The organism is Paractinoplanes durhamensis, assembly GCF_016862175.1.
GTDB lineage: Bacteria > Actinomycetota > Actinomycetes > Mycobacteriales > Micromonosporaceae > Actinoplanes > Actinoplanes durhamensis.
Window position 1 is genome coordinate 78044 of sequence record NZ_BOML01000022.1, and the last position, 17660, is coordinate 95703.

At 71.4% G+C, this 17660-nt stretch carries 12 protein-coding genes; 7 read left to right on the forward strand and 5 right to left on the reverse strand.

All coding sequences use genetic code 11. The features are described 5' to 3' along the window. Nucleotides 1-41 precede the first annotated feature (41 nt). Complete coding sequence (locus Adu01nite_RS13985; RefSeq protein ID WP_203727162.1) at nucleotides 42-2267, forward strand: helix-turn-helix domain-containing protein; 2226 nt, start codon at nucleotides 42-44, stop codon at nucleotides 2265-2267. Here the strand turns inward: Adu01nite_RS13985 and Adu01nite_RS13990 are convergent. Continuing rightward, nucleotides 2189-4513 carry a putative bifunctional diguanylate cyclase/phosphodiesterase gene (locus tag Adu01nite_RS13990; protein ID WP_203727164.1) on the reverse strand — a complete coding sequence of 775 codons (2325 nt, stop codon included), beginning with the start codon at nucleotides 4511-4513 and terminating at the stop codon, nucleotides 2189-2191. The genes Adu01nite_RS13985 and Adu01nite_RS13990 overlap by 79 nt on opposite strands. Nucleotides 4514-4716: 203 nt before the next feature. On the opposite strand from Adu01nite_RS13990, the gene Adu01nite_RS13995 reads away from it, so the two are divergent. Further along, on the forward strand, nucleotides 4717-5109 hold the full coding sequence (locus tag Adu01nite_RS13995; protein ID WP_203727166.1) for a hypothetical protein: 393 nt from the start codon (nucleotides 4717-4719) through the stop codon (nucleotides 5107-5109). A 2-nt stretch (nucleotides 5110-5111) separates the two neighbouring features. Here Adu01nite_RS13995 and Adu01nite_RS14000 read toward each other — a convergent pair whose 3' ends face one another. From Adu01nite_RS14000 to Adu01nite_RS14015, 4 genes are all read right to left on the reverse strand, one after another. After that, on the reverse strand, nucleotides 5112-6332 hold the full coding sequence (locus tag Adu01nite_RS14000) for an RNA polymerase sigma factor (protein ID WP_203727168.1): 1221 nt from the start codon (nucleotides 6330-6332) through the stop codon (nucleotides 5112-5114). After that, entirely contained in the window at nucleotides 6329-6652 is a 324-nt protein-coding gene (locus Adu01nite_RS14005) for a YciI family protein (RefSeq protein ID WP_203727170.1), read from the reverse strand. The genes Adu01nite_RS14000 and Adu01nite_RS14005 overlap by 4 nt, the downstream gene beginning before the upstream one ends. Nucleotides 6653-6725: 73 nt before the next feature. After that, complete coding sequence (locus tag Adu01nite_RS14010) at nucleotides 6726-9506, reverse strand: glycoside hydrolase family 3 protein (protein ID WP_203727172.1); 2781 nt, start codon at nucleotides 9504-9506, stop codon at nucleotides 6726-6728. A 171-nt stretch (nucleotides 9507-9677) separates the two neighbouring features. Beyond that, entirely contained in the window at nucleotides 9678-10895 is a 1218-nt protein-coding gene (locus tag Adu01nite_RS14015) for an ROK family transcriptional regulator (protein ID WP_203727173.1), read from the reverse strand. A gap of 175 nt (nucleotides 10896-11070) precedes the next feature. Here Adu01nite_RS14015 and Adu01nite_RS14020 point away from each other — a divergent pair, with 175 nt between their 5' ends. From Adu01nite_RS14020 to Adu01nite_RS14040, 5 genes are read left to right on the forward strand one after another with little or no spacing between them, the layout of a single operon-like run. Then, a complete protein-coding gene (locus tag Adu01nite_RS14020) occupies nucleotides 11071-12765 on the forward strand; it encodes a type 2 periplasmic-binding domain-containing protein (RefSeq protein WP_203727174.1) in 1695 nt (564 codons plus the stop codon). A gap of 48 nt (nucleotides 12766-12813) precedes the next feature. Then, nucleotides 12814-13803, forward strand: a complete 990-nt coding sequence (locus tag Adu01nite_RS14025) for an ABC transporter permease (protein ID WP_239132380.1) — start codon at nucleotides 12814-12816, stop codon at nucleotides 13801-13803. Further along, a complete protein-coding gene (locus Adu01nite_RS14030; protein WP_203727175.1) occupies nucleotides 13800-14747 on the forward strand; it encodes a carbohydrate ABC transporter permease in 948 nt (315 codons plus the stop codon). The genes Adu01nite_RS14025 and Adu01nite_RS14030 overlap by 4 nt, the downstream gene beginning before the upstream one ends. Then, nucleotides 14744-16297, forward strand: a complete 1554-nt coding sequence (locus tag Adu01nite_RS14035; RefSeq protein ID WP_203727176.1) for a beta-galactosidase — start codon at nucleotides 14744-14746, stop codon at nucleotides 16295-16297. Before Adu01nite_RS14030 ends, Adu01nite_RS14035 begins: the two co-directional genes overlap by 4 nt. Beyond that, nucleotides 16294-17634, forward strand: a complete 1341-nt coding sequence (locus Adu01nite_RS14040; protein ID WP_203727177.1) for an MFS transporter — start codon at nucleotides 16294-16296, stop codon at nucleotides 17632-17634. Before Adu01nite_RS14035 ends, Adu01nite_RS14040 begins: the two co-directional genes overlap by 4 nt. Nucleotides 17635-17660 lie beyond the last annotated feature (26 nt).

The following is a 17660-nucleotide window of genomic DNA, read 5'->3' on the forward strand; positions in this document are numbered from 1 at the left end:
GGATCGACCAATATGGTTTCGGTCGAGCCGGGGGGAAGTAAATGGTGGTGCGCTTGGAGTCGTTCAGCGAGCTCGACGGGAGCCCGCTGGAACTGCTCGGTGCCAGCCTCGCGACGCCCCTCGAGCCGATGCTCGCGGTCCTCATCGAGCGGATCACCGCGGCCCCGATCACCGTGGTCACCGGGCCGTCCGCCGTCGACCCCGCCGTGCTGCCGCGCGCGGCCGGCCGCCGCTCCGCCGACCTGCTGTTCGCCGGCTCCGGCCCGCTGCTGGCCACCGCCCGCCGGCTCGTCACCGAGGACGATCCGATGGCGGTGATCGCCGGGTTGAGCCGGCTGACCTTCGTCGCGGTCCTCGTCGACGACGCCGATCTCGGTGATCCCGATTGCCGCGCATTCGTCGACGATCTCCATCGCCGCGCGGGCGCCGACGCGCCGATAGTGGTATTCGCCTGCCGTGGCGCCGAGCGGCCGCTGAGCCTCGGCGAGCCCTATCGCCGGCTCCGATTGCGCCCACTGCCGGCCGCCGCGGTCACCGAGTTGTCCCGTGGCCGGGTGTCCGACGACGTCTACCCGTCGATCGGCGGCAACGCCGTTCTGGTGGAAGCCGCGCTGGACGACGTCGCGCCCGCCGCTTTCGGCCGGGCCGTCCACCGGGTGCTCGGCGGCGAGCTCACCCCGGTCGCCCAGGCCATCGCGGTCCTCGGCGAGCAGGCCGAGCCGTTCGTCCTGAGCCGGGTGCTCGGCATGACCCCGGGCCGGCTCGGTGAACTGTTCGACGAGCTCATCGCGATCGGCCTGCTCGCCCCCGACCACACCCTGCGCTCCCGCGTCCGCACCGCGGTGCTGACCGGCGCCGAGCCGGCCGCGAGCCGCCGCCTGAACCTGCGCGCCGCCGAGGTGCTCCACCAGGACGCCGCCCCGGCCCCGGTGGTGGCCCGGCACCTGCTCGCCGCGGGCGTCGCCGCCGAGCCGTGGGCCTCCGCCGTGCTGTGCGAGGCGGCCGGCCAGGCGGCCCGCGAGCGACGCTTCGACGAGGCCGCCGCCCAGCTCACCCTGGCCCTGGACTGGTCGGCCGCCCCGGCCGCCCGGGCCGAGATCCGGTCCCGCCTGCTCGACGTCCGGTGGTGGTCCGACCCGGCCCAGGCCGGCGACCTGCTCACCGCCCTGATGGCCGCGGCCCGCGACGGCCACCTCGCCCCGGAGCGGACCGCCCGCCTGGCCCGCCTGGCGGCTTGGCAGGGCCGCGCCGACGACGCCCTCGTCGCGCGCGACGGCGACGACCGCTGGGTCCGGCACGTCTTTCCCGGCCCAGGCACCGTCGTGCACTCCGCGGCGGCGGCGGTCGAGATGCTTCGCCATCTCACGCCCGGCGAAGCGAACCTGGAAGACGCGCAGATCGCCGTCTTCACCCTGCTCGGGCTGGAACGATTCGACCCGGACCAACCCTGGTTCGGCCGGCTCGCCCGTGCGGTCGCCGTCAGCGAGCTGCCCCCGTGGCAATCGCTGCTGGCCGGGGCCCGGGCGGCCGCCGCCCTGTGGGCCGGCGATCCGGGCCGGGCCGCCGCCGTGGCCCGGCGGGCGATCGGCGACGACCGGTGGAGCGTGCGGGAAGCGGTGCCGCGCGCCGTCCTGCTGCTGGCGCTGACCGAGCTCGGGCAGCACGCCGAGGTCGCCGCCGCGGTCACCGTCCCGGCGCCGGCCGACCTCACCCGCAGCCCGTACGGCCTGCTGCATCTGCGTGCCCGCGGCCGGCACCACCTGGCCACCGGCGCGCCGCAGCGAGCGGCCGACGACTTCCGGACCATCGGCGACCGGCTGACGTCGTGGGGGATCGAGGCGCCCGGCCTGCTGCCCTGGCGGGCCGACCTGTCCGAGGCCCTGCTGCGGCTCGGCGACCGGGACACCGCCCGCCAACTGGCCGAGGAGCACCTGACCCGCTCGCCGGCACCGTCCTCGTGGAGCCGGACCCGGGCGGCACAGCTGCTGGCGACCACCCTCCCGGACACCGCGCCGCCCCGGCTGACCCGGGCCGAGGCGAAGGTCGCCGGGCTGGCGGCGCGGGGCCACACCAACCGCGAGATCAGCGCCCAGCTCTACATCACGATGAGCACGGTCGAACAGCACCTGACCCGCATCTACCGAAAGCTGGGCGTCGCGCGCCGCGACGAGCTCGGCGACGCCGTCCCTCAGGCGCGCTGTTCCGCCGCGTCGGCCGACTCCAGGATCAGGCGGGCCGCGTCCGGCTCGGGGACCGGGCGTGAGTAGAAGAAACCCTGCGCCCGCTCGCAGCCCAGCTCCTGCAGCAGGGCCACCTGCTCGGCGGTCTCCACACCCTCGGCGATGGTGCCCAGCCGCAGGCCGGCGGCCAGGTCGATGATCGCCTTGACCAGGGTCCGGGCGGCCGGGTCGGGGGCGCCGGGGGCGGGCATGAAGGAGCGGTCGATCTTGACATTGTCGATCGGGAGATCGCGGAGGTACGCCAGCGACGAGTAGCCGGTGCCGAAGTCGTCGATCGCCACCTTGATGCCGTGCCCGCGCAGCATGCTCAGGTGGCTGATCGCCTGCTCGGTGACCGTTCCCGAGTTGACCAGCACGCCCTCGGTGATCTCCAGGATCAGGGCCTGCGGCGGCAGGCCGGAGGTGCGCAGCGCGTCCAGCACCATCATTCCGAAGTCCGGCTCGCGCAGCTGGCGCGGCGACACGTTCACCGAGACCACCGTGCCGTGCCGGCGATGCCAGCCGGCCACCGCCCGGCACGATTCGCGCAGCACCCAGGCCCCGATCGGGACGATCAGCCCGCTGTCCTCGGAGATGCCGATGAACCTGTCCGGCGGCACCATCTTCTCGCCGGGCGGCTGCCACCGGATGAGCGCCTCGACGCCGGTGATGCGCTCGTCGGTGAGCCGGATCAGCGGCTGGTAGAACACCAGGAACTCGTCGCGGGTGATCGCGTCGCGCAGCCGCTCCACCGTCTGCGCCGCCTGCAGCCGCTTCGCCCGCAGTTCCTCGTCGAAGAGCACCATCTGGTTGCGCCCGGCCTCCTTGGCCGCGTGCAGCGCCAGGTAGGCGTCCCGGATGACATCCGCCGCCGACTCGTCGTCGGCCAGGTCGCACAGGCCGATGCTGACCTGGGCGAACAGCTCGTGGCCCTGGACCGTCAGCGGGCGCCGCATCGCGGTCAGCACCCGCTCGGTGGTGGCCCAGGCGTCGGTCAGCGCGACGCCTTCGAGCAGCACGGCGAACTCGTCGCTGTGCAGCCGGGCCACCAGGCCGTCGTCGATCAGGCCGCGCAGCCGGGTCGCCGCCTCGATCAGCAGGTCGTCGCCGACGGTCTGCCCGAACCGGTCGTTGACCTCCTTGAAGTCGTCGAGGTCGAGCAGCATCAGGGTGCCGCCGGGGCCGGTGGCCAGGCAGGCGGCCAGCCGGTCGTGCAGCGTCGACCGTCCGGGCAGGCCGGTCAGCATGTCGTGGGTGGCCCGGAACAGCAGCTCCTTGCGGAGTTCGGCCTCGCTGAGCAGCGCGGTCTCGAGTTCCGCGGCTCGCCGGCCGGCGAACCGGTTGAGCTGTCGCATCCGCTCGACGATCAGCGCCGACGTCACCGCCGTGGCGATCATCGGGACGACGACGTCGACGCTGCTGAGGTCGTCGGCCAGCCCCTCGTGCAGCAGGAACGCGCCGGCCAGCACCGGGGTGGCCACCACGGTGCCGACCGAGACCGGCCCGGCGCCGCGCCGGCCGACCGTCCCGTCGGCCGGCAGCGGGACCGTCCGGGTCATCGACGGGTGCAGGGCGGCGACCGCGATCAGGCCGTTGCAGATCAGCCAGCCGGCGATGCTCAGCGGGGTCGGGTAGCCCGCCTTGCTGCCGACCGTCAGGTAGCCGGTGTCCGCCACCAGCCGGGCCACGCAGGAGGCCGACACCATCCAGTAGGACAGCGAGCGCGCGTCGCTGAGCAGCATCAGGCGAACGCCGAGACCGAACAGGACCAGGTCGAGGAACGGCTCGACCAGCAGGTAGGCGTGGGTGCGCAGGAGGCCGGGATCGACCAGGGCCGGGTCGACGAACCCCATCCACCAGATCACCGCGACGCAGGCCGCGATGACCGCGCTCTCGGTCAGGCCGATCCGGGCGGCACGCGGCCGGCCGTGGTTGGGCAGCAGCGCCACGCCGGCGCACAGGATCGGGTAGGTGATGCCGTAGATGATGTTGATGGCGGCCGCGTTGCGCGCGACCGTGCCCGACAGGATCGTCGCGAAGATCAGGTTGCCGGCCAGGGCCAGCCCGACCGAGGTGAAGATCAGCCACCAGGCGCGCGCGAAGGGCGGCCGATGCAGCCGGATCCCGGCGGCGATCGAGGCCATGACCAGCAGTGCGCTGCCGAGCATGACCACGGCCAGGCCGTTGAGGGTGGACGCGATGAACGCGAACGGCAGGAGCAGGGCGGCGAACAGTACGCCGGCCCACAGAAAGACCGCCGCCCGGTGGGATGGCGGCGCCGCCTCGTGTTGCACCGCCTTACCGTCTCACGCCATGCCTCCCAAAACGCCATAAACGGGCAGGAAGCGCGGTATGCTTTCCTGGATTGGCGTACGCAACGCATTCCTGATGCCTTTTGAAACGCATTTTATCGGCCGTCCCCAAAGAAACGCTTAAGGTCGATAATGCTTCGATAAAGGCTATTGCTATTGGCGTGCGGCCCTGCCATCGTGCCGTTATGCGAGTGAATTCATTAATTGCTGCCGCCGGTCTCACCATCCTGCTCGGCCTCGGCGGTTGCGGGGGATCGGACGATGAAGCGGCCGCCCCCGCGGCGACGACCGCCGCCCCCGCCGCCGCGGCCGCCGATGACTGCGGCGCCGCGCTCGCCGAGATCAAGGCGTCGCTGACCGGGATGGGCGCGGTGACCTCGGTAGACGTGCCGAGCTGCGACAAGGCGGTGGTGTCGACCTCGCTCGGCGCCGACGAGGGCGACCTCGCCGCCGGCCTCTGCCAGAACGCGGCGAACGAGGCCGGCCCGCACGGCGTCGCCGCGGTCAGCGTGGTGTCGGCCGACGGCAAGGAGCTGGCCACCGGCACCGACCCGGCGAGCTGCAAGCCGACCGCATAGAACTATGCGGCGAGCTGGTCGCGGCGGCGGGTCAGGTAGGTGGTCTCGGCGGTATTGCCGGCCAGCTCGATGGCTTTGTCGTAGGCGGCCCGGGAATGCTGAACGCGGCCCAGCCGGCGGAGGAACTCGGCGCGGGTCGCGTGGAATGCGTGATAGCCGGCCAGCCGCTCGGTGAGCCGGTCGATGATCGCCAGGGCCACCTCCGGGCCGTCCAGCTCGGCGACCGCGACCGCCCGGTTGAGCGCGACGATCGGCGAGGGGTCGAGCCGGACCAGCTGGTCGTAGAGGGCGACGACCTGCGACCAGTCGGTGGCGCCGACGTCGGGCGCCGAGGTGTGCACGGCGTTGATCGCGGCCAGGATCTGGTAGCGGCCGGGCGCCACCCCGGCGGCCAGCCGTTCGCGGACCAGCCGGTGGCCCTCGGCGATCAGCGCCCGGTCCCAGGCGCCGCGGTCCTGCTCGCCGAGCGGCACCAGCTCGCCGCCGGCGGTGACCCGGGCGGTGCCGCGGGCCTCGGTCATCAGCATCAGCGCCAGCAGCCCGGCCACCTCGCCGTCGGCCGGCAGCAGGGCCCGGATCAGGCGGGTGAGCCGGATCGCCTCGGCGGTCAGGTCGTGCCGGATCGGGTCGGTGTCCGGCCCGGTGGCCAGGTAACCCTCGTTGAAGACCAGGAAGAGCACGGAGAGTACGCCGGAGACCCGCGCCGGGAGGTCGGCCGCGGCCGGCACCCGGTAGGGGATGCGGGCCGTCTTGATCTTGGCTTTGGCCCGGGTGATCCGCTGCCCCATCGCGGTCTCCTGGACGAGGAAGGCCCGGGCGATCTCGGAAACGGTCAGACCGCCGACCATCCGCAGGGTCAGCGCCACCCGGGTCTCCGGGGCGAGCGCCGGGTGGCAGCAGGTGAAGATCAGCCGGAGCCGCTCGTCGTCGACGACGCCGGTCTCGTCGGGAGGCTCAACGGCGTACATCAATTGAGCCTCCTTCTGTTTGTCGTCTCGTCTGCTCTCCCGGCGGAGCCGGTCGATGGCCCGGCGGGTGGCGGTGATGGTCAGCCACCCACCGGGATTGGGCGGCACGCCGTCGGCCGGCCACCGCTCGACGGCGGTCGCGAACGCCTCGGCCGCTGCCTCCTCGGCGATGTCGAGATCGCCGAACCGGCGGGTCAGCGCGGCGACCACCCGCGCCCATTCCGCCCGGTAGGCCCGGGTGATCGCGTCCGTCACAGGAACGGCCGGACCTCGACCTTCCGGTTGCACGCTCGGGACCCGTCCGCGGCGAGGCGGAGTGCCACGTCGAGGTCGGCGGCCTCGATGATCCAGAAGCCGATGATGAACTCCTTCGACTCCACGAACGGCCCGTCCGTGAGCAGCGGCTCGGCCCCCCGGTTGTCGAGGGTGGTGGCCGTGTCCGGGCCGCCGAGGCCACCGGCGAAGACCCAGTGGCCGTCGGCGACCAGCCGATCGTTGAACTCGTCGATGGCCGCCTGCTCCGCGGGCGTGGCCAGGCCGGGGTGGTCGGTGATCACGGAAACCAGATACTGCATCGGTCGGTCCTTCCCTCGTGGTCGTTGCTCATCATGGCAACGAACGCGACTCCGCCGATCCGACAATGCCCTCTCAAGAACTTTCTGGCCGGAAGGTGATGTCGGTGACCCGGCTGCCCGCGTCGAGGATCAGGTAGAGATCGTGTACGCCGTCGGTCACCTCGGTCCGCACCGCGTCGGCGCCGGGCGCCACAGTGGCCAGGGCCGGGCCCGCGTAGGGGTCGTCGAGCCGCAGCACCACCGGCGGGCCGTCGCCACCGACCGCCACCGCGCGGCTGCCGGTCAGGTCGACGCCGGACATGGCGAACCAGGCGCCGTCCTCGACCGCGCGCACCGCCTCCCCGCGGACCGGGTCGCCGGTCGCCACCAGGGTGATCCCGCTGTACTCGTCGTGGTCGACCGCGGCGATCGGGCGGTCCAGGGCCGGGCGCGGCCCGATCCGGCTGCCGCGCACCGGCAGGGTGGCGGTGAGCCGGATGTCGCTGGCCGACCGGCCGACCATGACCTTGTGCCGGGCGGTCTCGACCACGTAGCGGTTCGAGGTGATGTCCCAGAACCGCAGGTCGTCCACGGCCAGCTCGAACGAGACCAGCTCGGACGCGCCCGGCTCCAGGGTGATCTTGGCGAACCCGCGGAGCTGCCGCAGCGGCTGCTTCGCCCGGGACAGTTGCTGGTGGGTGTAGAGCTGCACCACCTCGCTGCCGGGCCGGCGGCCGGTGTTGGTCACCCAGACCGTGACGGTCACGGTGTCGCCCGGCGCCGCCGACGAGTGCGAGACGTCGAGGTTGGAGTAGCCGAACGTGGCGTAGGACAGGCCGTGCCCGAACGGGTAGAGCGGGGTGCCGCGATAGTACTGATAGGTCGCGTCGTTGGTGATGATGTCGTAGTCGAGAAGGTCCGGCAGTTCGCAGGCGCTGCGGTACCACGTCTGGGTGAGCCGCCCGCCCGGGTCGGCCCTACCGGTGAGCACGTCGGTGAGCGCGTGCCCGAGCTCCTGGCCGCCGTGCGACATCCACAGCACCGCGGGCAGGTGCACGTCGGCCCATTCCACCGCGTACGGGTAGCTGGAGACCAGCACCAGCGCGGTGTTGTGGTTGGCCGCCCACACCTCGCGCAGCAGCCGGTCCTGGGCCGGCGGGAGCTTCAGGTCGGCGCGGTCCTCGGTCTCCCGGCCGTTGACCAGCGGGTGGTTGCCACCCACCACGACCACCGCGTCGGCGGTGGCGGCCAGGTCGGCGGCGTCGGCGACCCCGTCCACGAGGGTTTCCAGCACCAGCCGGGCGGCCCGCGGGCCGAGGTCGAGCTGGGCGGTGAGCGAGCCGAGCTCGGTGTTGCCGGGGGAGGAGTGGGTGCGCAGCGCCACCGTGCCGTCGGCCCGGCGGTCGAGGCGGAACATCTCCCGCACCACCCACTCGGACGGGCCGGGGGAGTCGGCGGTCAGGCCCTCGGCCGAGGCCCGCAGGAACTTTCCGTTCACCGTGGACCGCAGGGTGACGACGCCGTTGCCCCAGTCGAAGACGTCGAAGCCGGCCACCTCGTCGACCAGGCGCACGCCGTCGGCGTCGGCGGCCAGGTAACGGTCGCCGAACCGCAGCGCGATCCGGTCGACGCCCTCGGCGTGCAGGATCCGGGCGTCGCCGAAGACCTCGGCGAGGCCGTCGCGCAGCGTGCACGAGTAGGGGAGGGTGCCCGAATACCAGTCCGTGTAGTTCTTCGCGGCGTGCGGGCCGACCACCGCGACCGTCCGGTGCCGGGCCGGGTCGAGCGGGAGCAGGCAGCACTCCGACTTGAGCAGCGTGATCGACTCGCGGGCGGCCTGGCGGGCCAGCTCCTGGTGCTCGGCGCAATTGATCACTTCGGACGTCACGCCGGCGTACGGGTTGTCCTCGTCGGGGTCGAACTCGCCGAGCCGGACCCGGACGGTCAAGGCCCGCCGGACGGCCCGGTCGACGTCCTCCTCGGTGACCAGGCCCCGCCGCATCGCCTCGTTGATCCGTTCGACGGTCACCTCGGAGCGGTCGTCGGCGTCGGTGAAGCTGTCGATGCCGGCCCGCAGCGCGGCCGCGTGGCTCTCCGCGTGATCGGGGAACCAGGCCTGCTGCTGCGGATCGGCGAGGTTGCTCGGCGCGTACGCGTCCGACACCACCAGCACCTCGTCGGTGGTCCAGGTGCGCAGCTCGTCGTTGAGATACGGCGTGACGTGCGCGGGCCGGCCGTTGACCAGGTTGTAGGAGGCCATCACGGCGACCGCCGAGCCGCGCTCGATCGGCAGCCGGAACGCGGGCAGTTCGAATTCGCGGAGCACCCGCGGGCTCAGGTTGCTCGACATCGTGCAGCGGTCGGTCTCGCTGCTGTAGCCGAGGAAGTGCTTGAGGGTGGGCGCGGTCCGCAGCACCCGCGGATGGTCGCCGGCCAGCCCCCGGGCGTACGCGTCGCCGGCCAGCGCGGAGAACAGCGGGTCCTCGGCGTACCCCTCCTCGTTGCGCCCCCAGCGGGGGTCGCGCAGCGGGTTGACCACCGGCGCCCAGACGTTGAGGCCGCAGCGCGTCGGGTCCTTGTGGTGCAGGCCGCGCACCTCGTTGCCGACCGCGGCGCCGACCCGGCGGATCAGGTCGAGGTTCCAGCTGGTGGCCAGGCCGACCGCCTGCGGGAAGACGGTGGCGTCGCCGAGCCAGGCGAGACCGTGCAGCGCTTCGGTGCCGGTCCGGAACGAGGCGATGCCGAGCCGATCGACGGCCGGCTGATGCTGGTGCAGCATCGCGACCTTCTCCGGCAGGGTGAGCCGGGTCAGCAGATCGTCGACGCGGTCGGCGAGCGGCGCATCGGGCTGGCGGAAGCGGGGAGTGTCGATCATGGTCACATCCGTCGGTGTGGCGGTTGTCGAAGGCGCTTCACCGGACGGTGTGGTGGGACAGTCGAAGCGCTTCGACACGGGATCACGCATGTGTCGAAGGTGTTTCGGAGAGTTGCCCAGATGTCTACCGCAGCCGGTCGGGGTCAGTCAAGCGATGTTGATCTATTCCGGTCAGGGCGTTGGGAGCGCTCCCGCGTCGATCGCGTCCAGTACGTGCGTCGCGCCCCCGGCCGCCGCCGCGCTTGAGTCCAGAGCCGAGGCGACGATGCGGGTGCCGCCGGCGTCGCCGGCCACCGAGCGGGCCAGCAGCTCGCGCTCGGCGTCCGGGATCAGCCACGGCGCGAGCACGGTGAAATAGCCGCCGAGCGCGACGTATTCCGGGTTGATCAGATTGGTCAGGATCGAGATGCCGTGGCCGAGGTGCCGCCCGGTGGTGGCCAGCGCCGCCAGCACCGCCGGGTCGCCCGCCTTGGCCAGCCGGTGGATCTCGTCGACGTGCGGCCCGAACTCGGCCGGCGAGACGGCCGCCTCGGGCAGCGCCCGGCGGATCAGCGCGCCCAGCCCGGCCAGCGCGTCGGTGCAGCCGTGCCGGCCGCAGTCGCAGAGCGGGCCGCCGGACGGCGCGATCGGCAGATGGCCGAACTCGCCGGCGAAGCCCCGGCTGCCGCGCAGCAGCCGGCCGTCGCTGATGATGCCGGCCCCGATGCCCGCCCCGCCGGCCAGGTAGACCAGGTCGGCCGTCCCGGCGTGGCCGCCGAAACGCTGCTCGGCGAGCACCGCGAGATTGGCGTCGTTTTCCACCAGCAGTGGATAGGCCGGATCGCCGAGCGCGCCGAGCAGTGACTTGCGCAGGTCGACCTGGCGCCAGCCGAGGTTGGCCGCGAGCTCGACCACGCCGTCCGGGTCGACCAGGCCGGGCACCGCGACGGTGAGGCCGAGCACCCGGCGCTGCTCCCCGGTGACCTTGGCGATCGCCCGCTTGGCCAGCGCGACCAGCGAGGCGATCGCCGGGCCGGGGGCGCCCGAGGCGCCGGTCCAGCCGCGGCGCCAGGACAGCAGGCGCTCACCGCCGAGGTCGAGAGCGACCGCGGTGAGGTAGTCGGAGTTGACCTCGAGGCCGATCGCCGCATACGGCGAGCCGTCCAGGACCAGCATCATGGCCGGGCGGCCGATCCGGTTCTCGGTCATGCCGACCTCGCGCACCAGCCGGCGCTCGATCAGGTCGGTGACGAGGCTGGACACGGTCGCCTTGTTGAGACCGGTGGCGCCGGCGATGTCGGCTCGCGAGCAGGGTGCATTCACCCGCAGATGACGCAGCACGACCGCCAGGTTGGTCGCGCGGACGTCCGCGAAATCCGATCGTTGCGGCCCGCCGTCCTTGGTGAACACCAATGGCCCCTGCCCCCGGTCCGATGCTCTCGCCGCCCATCATGCCGCACCCCCGTGAGGGGTTGTGAGGTCGGAGGGCAGCAGCTACTTTGTTTGTTTAACGCCCCAACTAAAGTTTATCGATGTCTTAGTCCTCAAGGCAACCGATTTGGAATCCCGGAAGGGAGTGAACATAGTGAACCCTCTCGATGGAGTCCGTGCCGACCGTCGCCGGTTCCTGGAGCTGGCCGGTCTCGGTGCGCTCACGATCGCGGGGAGTGGCCTGCTCGCGGCCTGCGGTGACGCCAAGACCTCCAGCGGCCCGGGCACGACCGACAAGAACCAGCTCGCGAAGATCCTGCCCGCCTACGTGCCGTCCACCGCGGCCCTGACGCCGGACATCCCGAGCGCCCCGGGCGCGAACGGCTTCTTCTCCACCCCGGTCTACCTGAAATATCCGGCCAGCCCGGTCGCCACCGTCACCGGCGTGCCCGGCAAGGGCGGCTCCTACACGACGATGACCCCGCTGTGGGGGTCCATCCCGTCGTCGAAGGGCAACACCTACTACGACACGGTCAACGCCGCGCTCGGCGCCGACCTGAAGATGCAGCCGGCCGACGGGGTCAACTACGACAAGATCCTGCCGCCGCTCTTCGCCGGCAGCAAGCTTCCCGACTGGCTGATGATCCCCAGCTGGAACATGGGCAACCTGGGCTTCGCCGACGCGGTCAACAAGTTCGCCGACCTCGGGCCCTACCTGTCCGGCGACGCCATCAAGGCGTACCCGAACCTGGCCGCCATCCCGACCGGGGCCTGGCAGTCCTGCATCTGGAACGGCAAGCTGTTCGGCCTGCCCACCTACTACAGTGCGGCCTCCGCCGGCGGGGCCATCTTCTACCGCGCCGACATCTTCCGGCAGCTGGGCATCGACGCGAACAGCATCAAGACCCCGGCCGACCTCGAGGGCATCGCCAAGCAGCTGACCGACCCCAAGGCGGGCCGCTGGGCGTTCGGCGACATCTTCGACTACACGGCGCACATCTTCCACTTCCCGGGCGATCCCTACCGGTGGACCGTCGACGCCAGTGGCAAGGTCGTCAACCGCTACGAGATGCCCGAGTACCTCGAGGCGCTCAACTGGTTCGCCAAGCAGGCCAAGGCCGGCTACGTCCACCCCGATGCCCTCGCCGGCAAGAAGGAGGAGGGCAAGCAGCGGTTCTGGAGTGGCAAGGAGGTCATCACCGGGGACGGCACCGGTGGCTGGGCCGGGTCGGATGCGGAGTCCGGCAAGGCGGCCAACCCGTCGTACGAGAAGCAGGCCTTCAAGCTCCTGGCGGCCGACGGCAAGCCGGCCATGCCGATGAACCCGGCGTCCAGCATGTACTCCTTCCTGAACGGCAAGCTCAGCGCCGACCAGATCAAGGAGGTCCTGTCGATCGCGAACTACCTGGCCGCGCCGTACGGGTCGACCGAGTGGCTGACGGTCAACTTCGGCAAGGAGGGCGTCGACTACACGATGACCGGCGGCAACCCGAAGCTGACCGAGAAGGGCAGCAAGGAGGTCGCCACGACCTACCAGTTCCTGGTCACGCCGGTCACCCCGGTCCCGGTCACGCCCGGCTACGAGCAGGTGGCCAAGGACTACGCCGCCTGGGAGGCGGACATGGTGAAGCACGCGGTCAAGCCCGCGTTCTACGGCATGAACATCACCGAGCCGGCCCAGTACGCCAACCTCAACCAGCCGATGGTCGACGTCTCGATCGACGTGCGGTACGGGCGTAAGCCGATCTCGGCCTTCACCGATGCGCTGCAGACCTGGAAGAGCTCGGGCGGCGAGGAGCTGCGCAAGTTCTACGAGGACGTAAAGAACAAGTACGGCACCGGACAGTGAATAAGTGGCCCGGACTTCGGTCCGGGCCACGCGCTAGGAGTCTGAGCCTTGACGGCCATCCACGAAGCACCGCCCGCCGCCGCAACGCCGCCGGCGCCGCCCACCCGCGCCGAGCGACGCGTCCTGCGCAAGGCCGACCGCCGCCGCCGCTTCCTGCGCGACCGCTCGCTGGTCCTGATGACGCTGCCGGCGATCGCGCTGGTTCTCGTCTTCAACTACGCGCCGATGTTCGGCACCGTGACGGCGTTCCAGAGCTACAGCATCTACGCGGGCTTCTGGCACAGCCCGTGGACCGGGTTGACCACGTTCCAGCGGCTCTTCAACGATCCGTACTTCTGGCACGCCCTGGAGAACACGCTGACCCTCAGCCTGGTCCAGCTGGTGCTGTTCTTCCCGGTGCCGATCCTGCTGGCCCTGCTGCTGAACACGGTGCTGAGCACCAAGATCCGCACGTTCGTCCAGTCGGTGGTCTACCTGCCGCACTTCTTCTCGTGGGTGCTGGCGATCACGATCTTCCAGCAGATGCTCGGCGGCGCCGGGGCGCTCAATCAGTTCCTGCGCGCGCACGACATGAGCACGTGGAACATCATGACCAACCCGGACACCTTCAAGCTCCTGGTCACCGCGCAGGTGGTCTGGAAGGAGGCGGGCTGGGGGATCATCGTCTTCCTGGCCGCCCTCGCCGCCATCGACACCCAGCTCTACGAGGCGGCGGCCGCGGACGGGGCCGGCCGGTGGCGCCGGATGTGGCACATCACCCTGCCCGGCATCCGCAGCATCGTGGTGCTGATGCTGGTACTGCAGCTCGGCAACGTGCTCACCATCGGCTTCGAGCAGATGCTGATCCAGCGGTTCGCGGTCGGCCGGGACGCCTCCGAGGTGCTCGACACCTACGCCTACTTCTACGGCGTGGTCAACGCGAACTTCAGCCTCGGGGCGGCGGCGTCGCTGTTCAAGGGCGTGCTCTCGCTGATTCTCATTCTCACCGCCAACAAGGTCGCCCACCTGTTCGGCGAGGACGGACTGTACCGACGATGACCGCTACCTCTTTGGCCACGGCGGCGGAGAAGACCCGCCGCAACCGCAACCGGCCCGCCTGGGAAGAGCCGCCGACGGCGGCCGGGCAGACCGGCAAGGGCGCGGTCCTGGTCTTCATCGTGCTGGTCGTGCTCATCCCGCTCTACATGGTCGTGCTGACCAGCTTCTCCACCCAGGGGTCGATCAACCAGGCCGGCGGGATGGTGCTGGTGCCGCACGGCATCACGGTTGAGGCGTACCGGCAGATCTTCACCAACAACCTGGTGATCAGCTCGCTGATCGCGAGCTTCGGCATCACCGTCGCCGGCACGGCCATCTCGGTGCTGGTCACGGTCCTCTGTGCGTACGGGCTGTCGCGCAACCGCTCGTGGGGCCACCGCGTGATCCTGATGCTGCTGGTCGTCACGATGTTCTTCAACGGCGGCCTGATCCCCACGTTCATGGTGGTGGCGGGGCTCGGCGGCTACGACAACTACTGGTCGATGATCCTGCCCGGCGCGGTCAGCGTCTTCAACATCCTGGTGATGCGCGGCTTCTTCGCCAACACGTCGCGGGACCTGATCGACGCGGCCTACATGGACGGCGCCGGCGAGTGGCGGATCCTCACCCGGATCGTGCTGCCCACCTCCCGGGCGGTGGTCGCGGTGATCTCGCTGTTCTACGCGGTCGGCTACTGGAACACCTTCTTCAACGCGCTGCTCTACCTGCCGGACAACCAGAAGTGGCCGCTGCAGCTGGTGATCTACACGTACACCCTGCAGGGCAACCCGATGCCCGGCACCGGCGTCACCCAGACCGGCACCTACTTCGGCACCCAGCAGATCGCCCCGCTGTCCATCCAGATGGCGGTGGTCACCCTGACGCTGATCCCGATCCTGGTGATCTACCCGTTCGTGCAGCGGCACTTCGCCAAGGGCATGCTCCTCGGCGCGGTCAAGGGATGATCTATTTCGGCGGCGACTACAACCCGGAGCAGTGGCCCGCGTCGGTCCGGAAGGACGACGTCGAGCTGATGCTCCGGGCCGGGGTCAACCTGGCCACCGTCGGGGTGTTCAGCTGGTCGCGGCTGGAGCCCCGGCCGGGCGAGTTCGACTTCGGCTGGCTCGACGAGGTCCTCGACCTGCTGCACGAGGCCGGGATCGGCGTCTGCCTGGCCACCCCGACCGCGTCCCCGCCGCCATGGTTCACGAAGCTGCATCCGGACGCGATGCCGGTGAACCGCGACGGCGTCCGGCTCACCCACGGTTCCCGGGACACCTACTGCGTCAACGCCCCCGCGTATCTCGCTTCGTCGCTGACGGTCACCAACCGGCTGGCGTCGCGCTACGCCGACCACCCCGCAGTGCGCCTCTGGCACATTCACAACGAATACGGGACGACCTGCTACTGCGATTCCTGCGCTGCGGCCTTCCGCCGCTGGCTTTCCTTGCGGTACGGCGATGAAGCGGCCCTGAACGACGCGTGGAGCACCGATTTCTGGTCCCAGCGGGTGTCGTCGTTCGACGAGGTGCTGCCACCGCGCGCCACCCAGTACCTGGGCAACCCGGCCCAGCTGCTCGACTACCGCCGGTTCGTCTCGGACGCGATGCTGGCGCACTTCCGGGCCCAGCGCGCCCTGCTGGCCGACTCGCCGGCCCCGGTCACCACGAACTTCGCGCTCGGCGGCTGGGTGCCGGTCGACCACGCCCAGTGGTCCCGCGAGGTCGACATCGTGGCGATCGACGACTACCCCGCCGCCGACGAGGACCGCGCCTTCGCCGCCGACCTGGCCCGCGGCTGGGCCCGCGACCGCCCCTGGATGCTGATGGAGCACGCACCGTCGGCCGCCGCCCGGGCGGTAGCCGAGCCCTACCTGGCCCGGGGCGCCGCCGGCATCCTCTACTTCCAGTGGCGGGCGAGCCGCGGCGGCGCCGAGCAGTGGCACCCGGCGATGGTGCCGCACGAGGGCCCGGACACCCCGGTCTTCCAGGAGATCAGCGCGCTGGGCGCCGAGCTGCGCGACCGCGAGCCGGTGACGGTGACGGCGTCGACCGCCCTGCTCTACGACGAGCAGACGATGTGGGCCCTGCAGGCGCCGCACCTGCCGGCCCGCGACCCCGACTACGACACGGTCGCCCGTCGCTGGCACCGCGCCCTGGACGGCCCGATCGACGTCCTGCCCCCGACCGCGCCGCTGCACGGCTACGACCTGGTGGTGGCGCCGATGCTCTACCTGATGTCGGCGGCCGTGCACCGGTCCCTGCGGGACTACGCGGGCGGCGGCGGCCGCCTGATCCTGACCGCCGGCACCGCCCAGGTCGACGAGCACTGCCGGGTGACTCCGGGCGCCCTCGACGACCTGATCGGCGCCCGCCTGATCGGCCCCGACCTGACCGACATCACCGCCACCGTCCTCCACCGCCTCCCGGACGGCCGCCCGGCCGTGCTCGAGAACCGCTACGGTGCAGGCATCGTGCGCTACATGACCACTCAGGACCCCGGCTTCACGCATTGACCCGGACCGACCGGGTCTTCGCGATCCTCTGGGGTGGTCAGCTCCTGTCCCTGCTGGGCTCGGGGGCCGCCTCGGTCTCCCTGTCCCTGGCGGTCTACGCGGCGACCCACAGCGCCACCCGGCTCGCGCTGGTGGTGGCCGCCGCCACGCTCAGCAGCATCTATTTCGCACCGCTGGCCGGCGCGGTCTCCGATCACTTCAGCCGGCGCCGGACGATGATCTGGTCCAACTCGCTGCTCAGCGTCGTGTCGGCCGGGCTGGCCGGCGTCACCGCGCTCGGTGTCTCGGCGCACTTCCCGGTGATCGTCGGGCTGGTCTTTCTCGCCGGGCTCCTGTCCGCGTCGTTGTCGGTATCCCTGGCCGCCTCTGTCCGGCAGATCCGCGCCGAGGCCGACCTGACCCGGGTCAACGGCCTCACGTCGTTCCTGGAGAACATCCCCACCTTCGCCGGGCCGGTGCTCGGCGCCGCGTTGTATGCCGTGGCTTCGCCGTCCGTCGTCTACGGCATCGACGCGTTGACCTTCGGCCTCAGTGCGATCTGCTGCACGGTGGTGCGGTGGGAGGCGGCCGGCCCCGCCACCGGGCCCGCCACCGGCAAGAAGTTCCGGCCCTTCGCCGGTGCGGCGGCCGGTCTGCGGCTCATCTTCGCCGACCGGTCGTTCCGGTTCCTGCAGTTGACCTTCTCCGGCCTCGCCCTTTTCAACGGCCTGGGATACGCCGTCGTGACCGCGTACATCCTCGGTTCCTCGACCGTCGCGGCCCGGCCCTGGAATCTGAGTCTCTACACCACGGCCGGCGCCGCCGGACTTCTGCTGGGCTCCGCGGTGATCCTGGCCGTCGGCGGCCGGGCCGGCCGCCGCGGCCTGATCGTGGCGGGCGTCGCGGCCGGCGCGCTGTTCGGGCGCATCGGGCTCGCCCTGTCCACCATCCCCGCGCTGTGGGCGGCGTCGGGGGTCGTCCGCAATCTGTCGACGCAGCTGACGAATGCACCGCTCACCGCGATCTGGCAGGAACGTATCCCACCGTCGGTGCAGGGGTCCGTCTTCGGCGCCCGGCGGTTGCTCGGCCAGGGACCGTACCCGATTGCCGTCCTCGCCGGCGGTTACCTCGCCGACCGGCTCTTCCAGCCCGGCTCGGCGCTGGTCGAGGCCGCGTCGCGGGTCGTCCCGCGGTTCGGTGAGCCGGGCGGCGGCTACGGCCTTCTGATCGCCGCGGCCGCCCTGGGTGAGCTGATGCTCGTCGTCGCCCTGCTGACCACCCCGCACCTCGGGCGACTGGCCCGGCCGCCGGCCGTGGAACCGGACGGGGGTCAGGTCGCCGCGGCGGGATCCCGGTGAATGCACCGGGATCCCTTCGGCCCGCG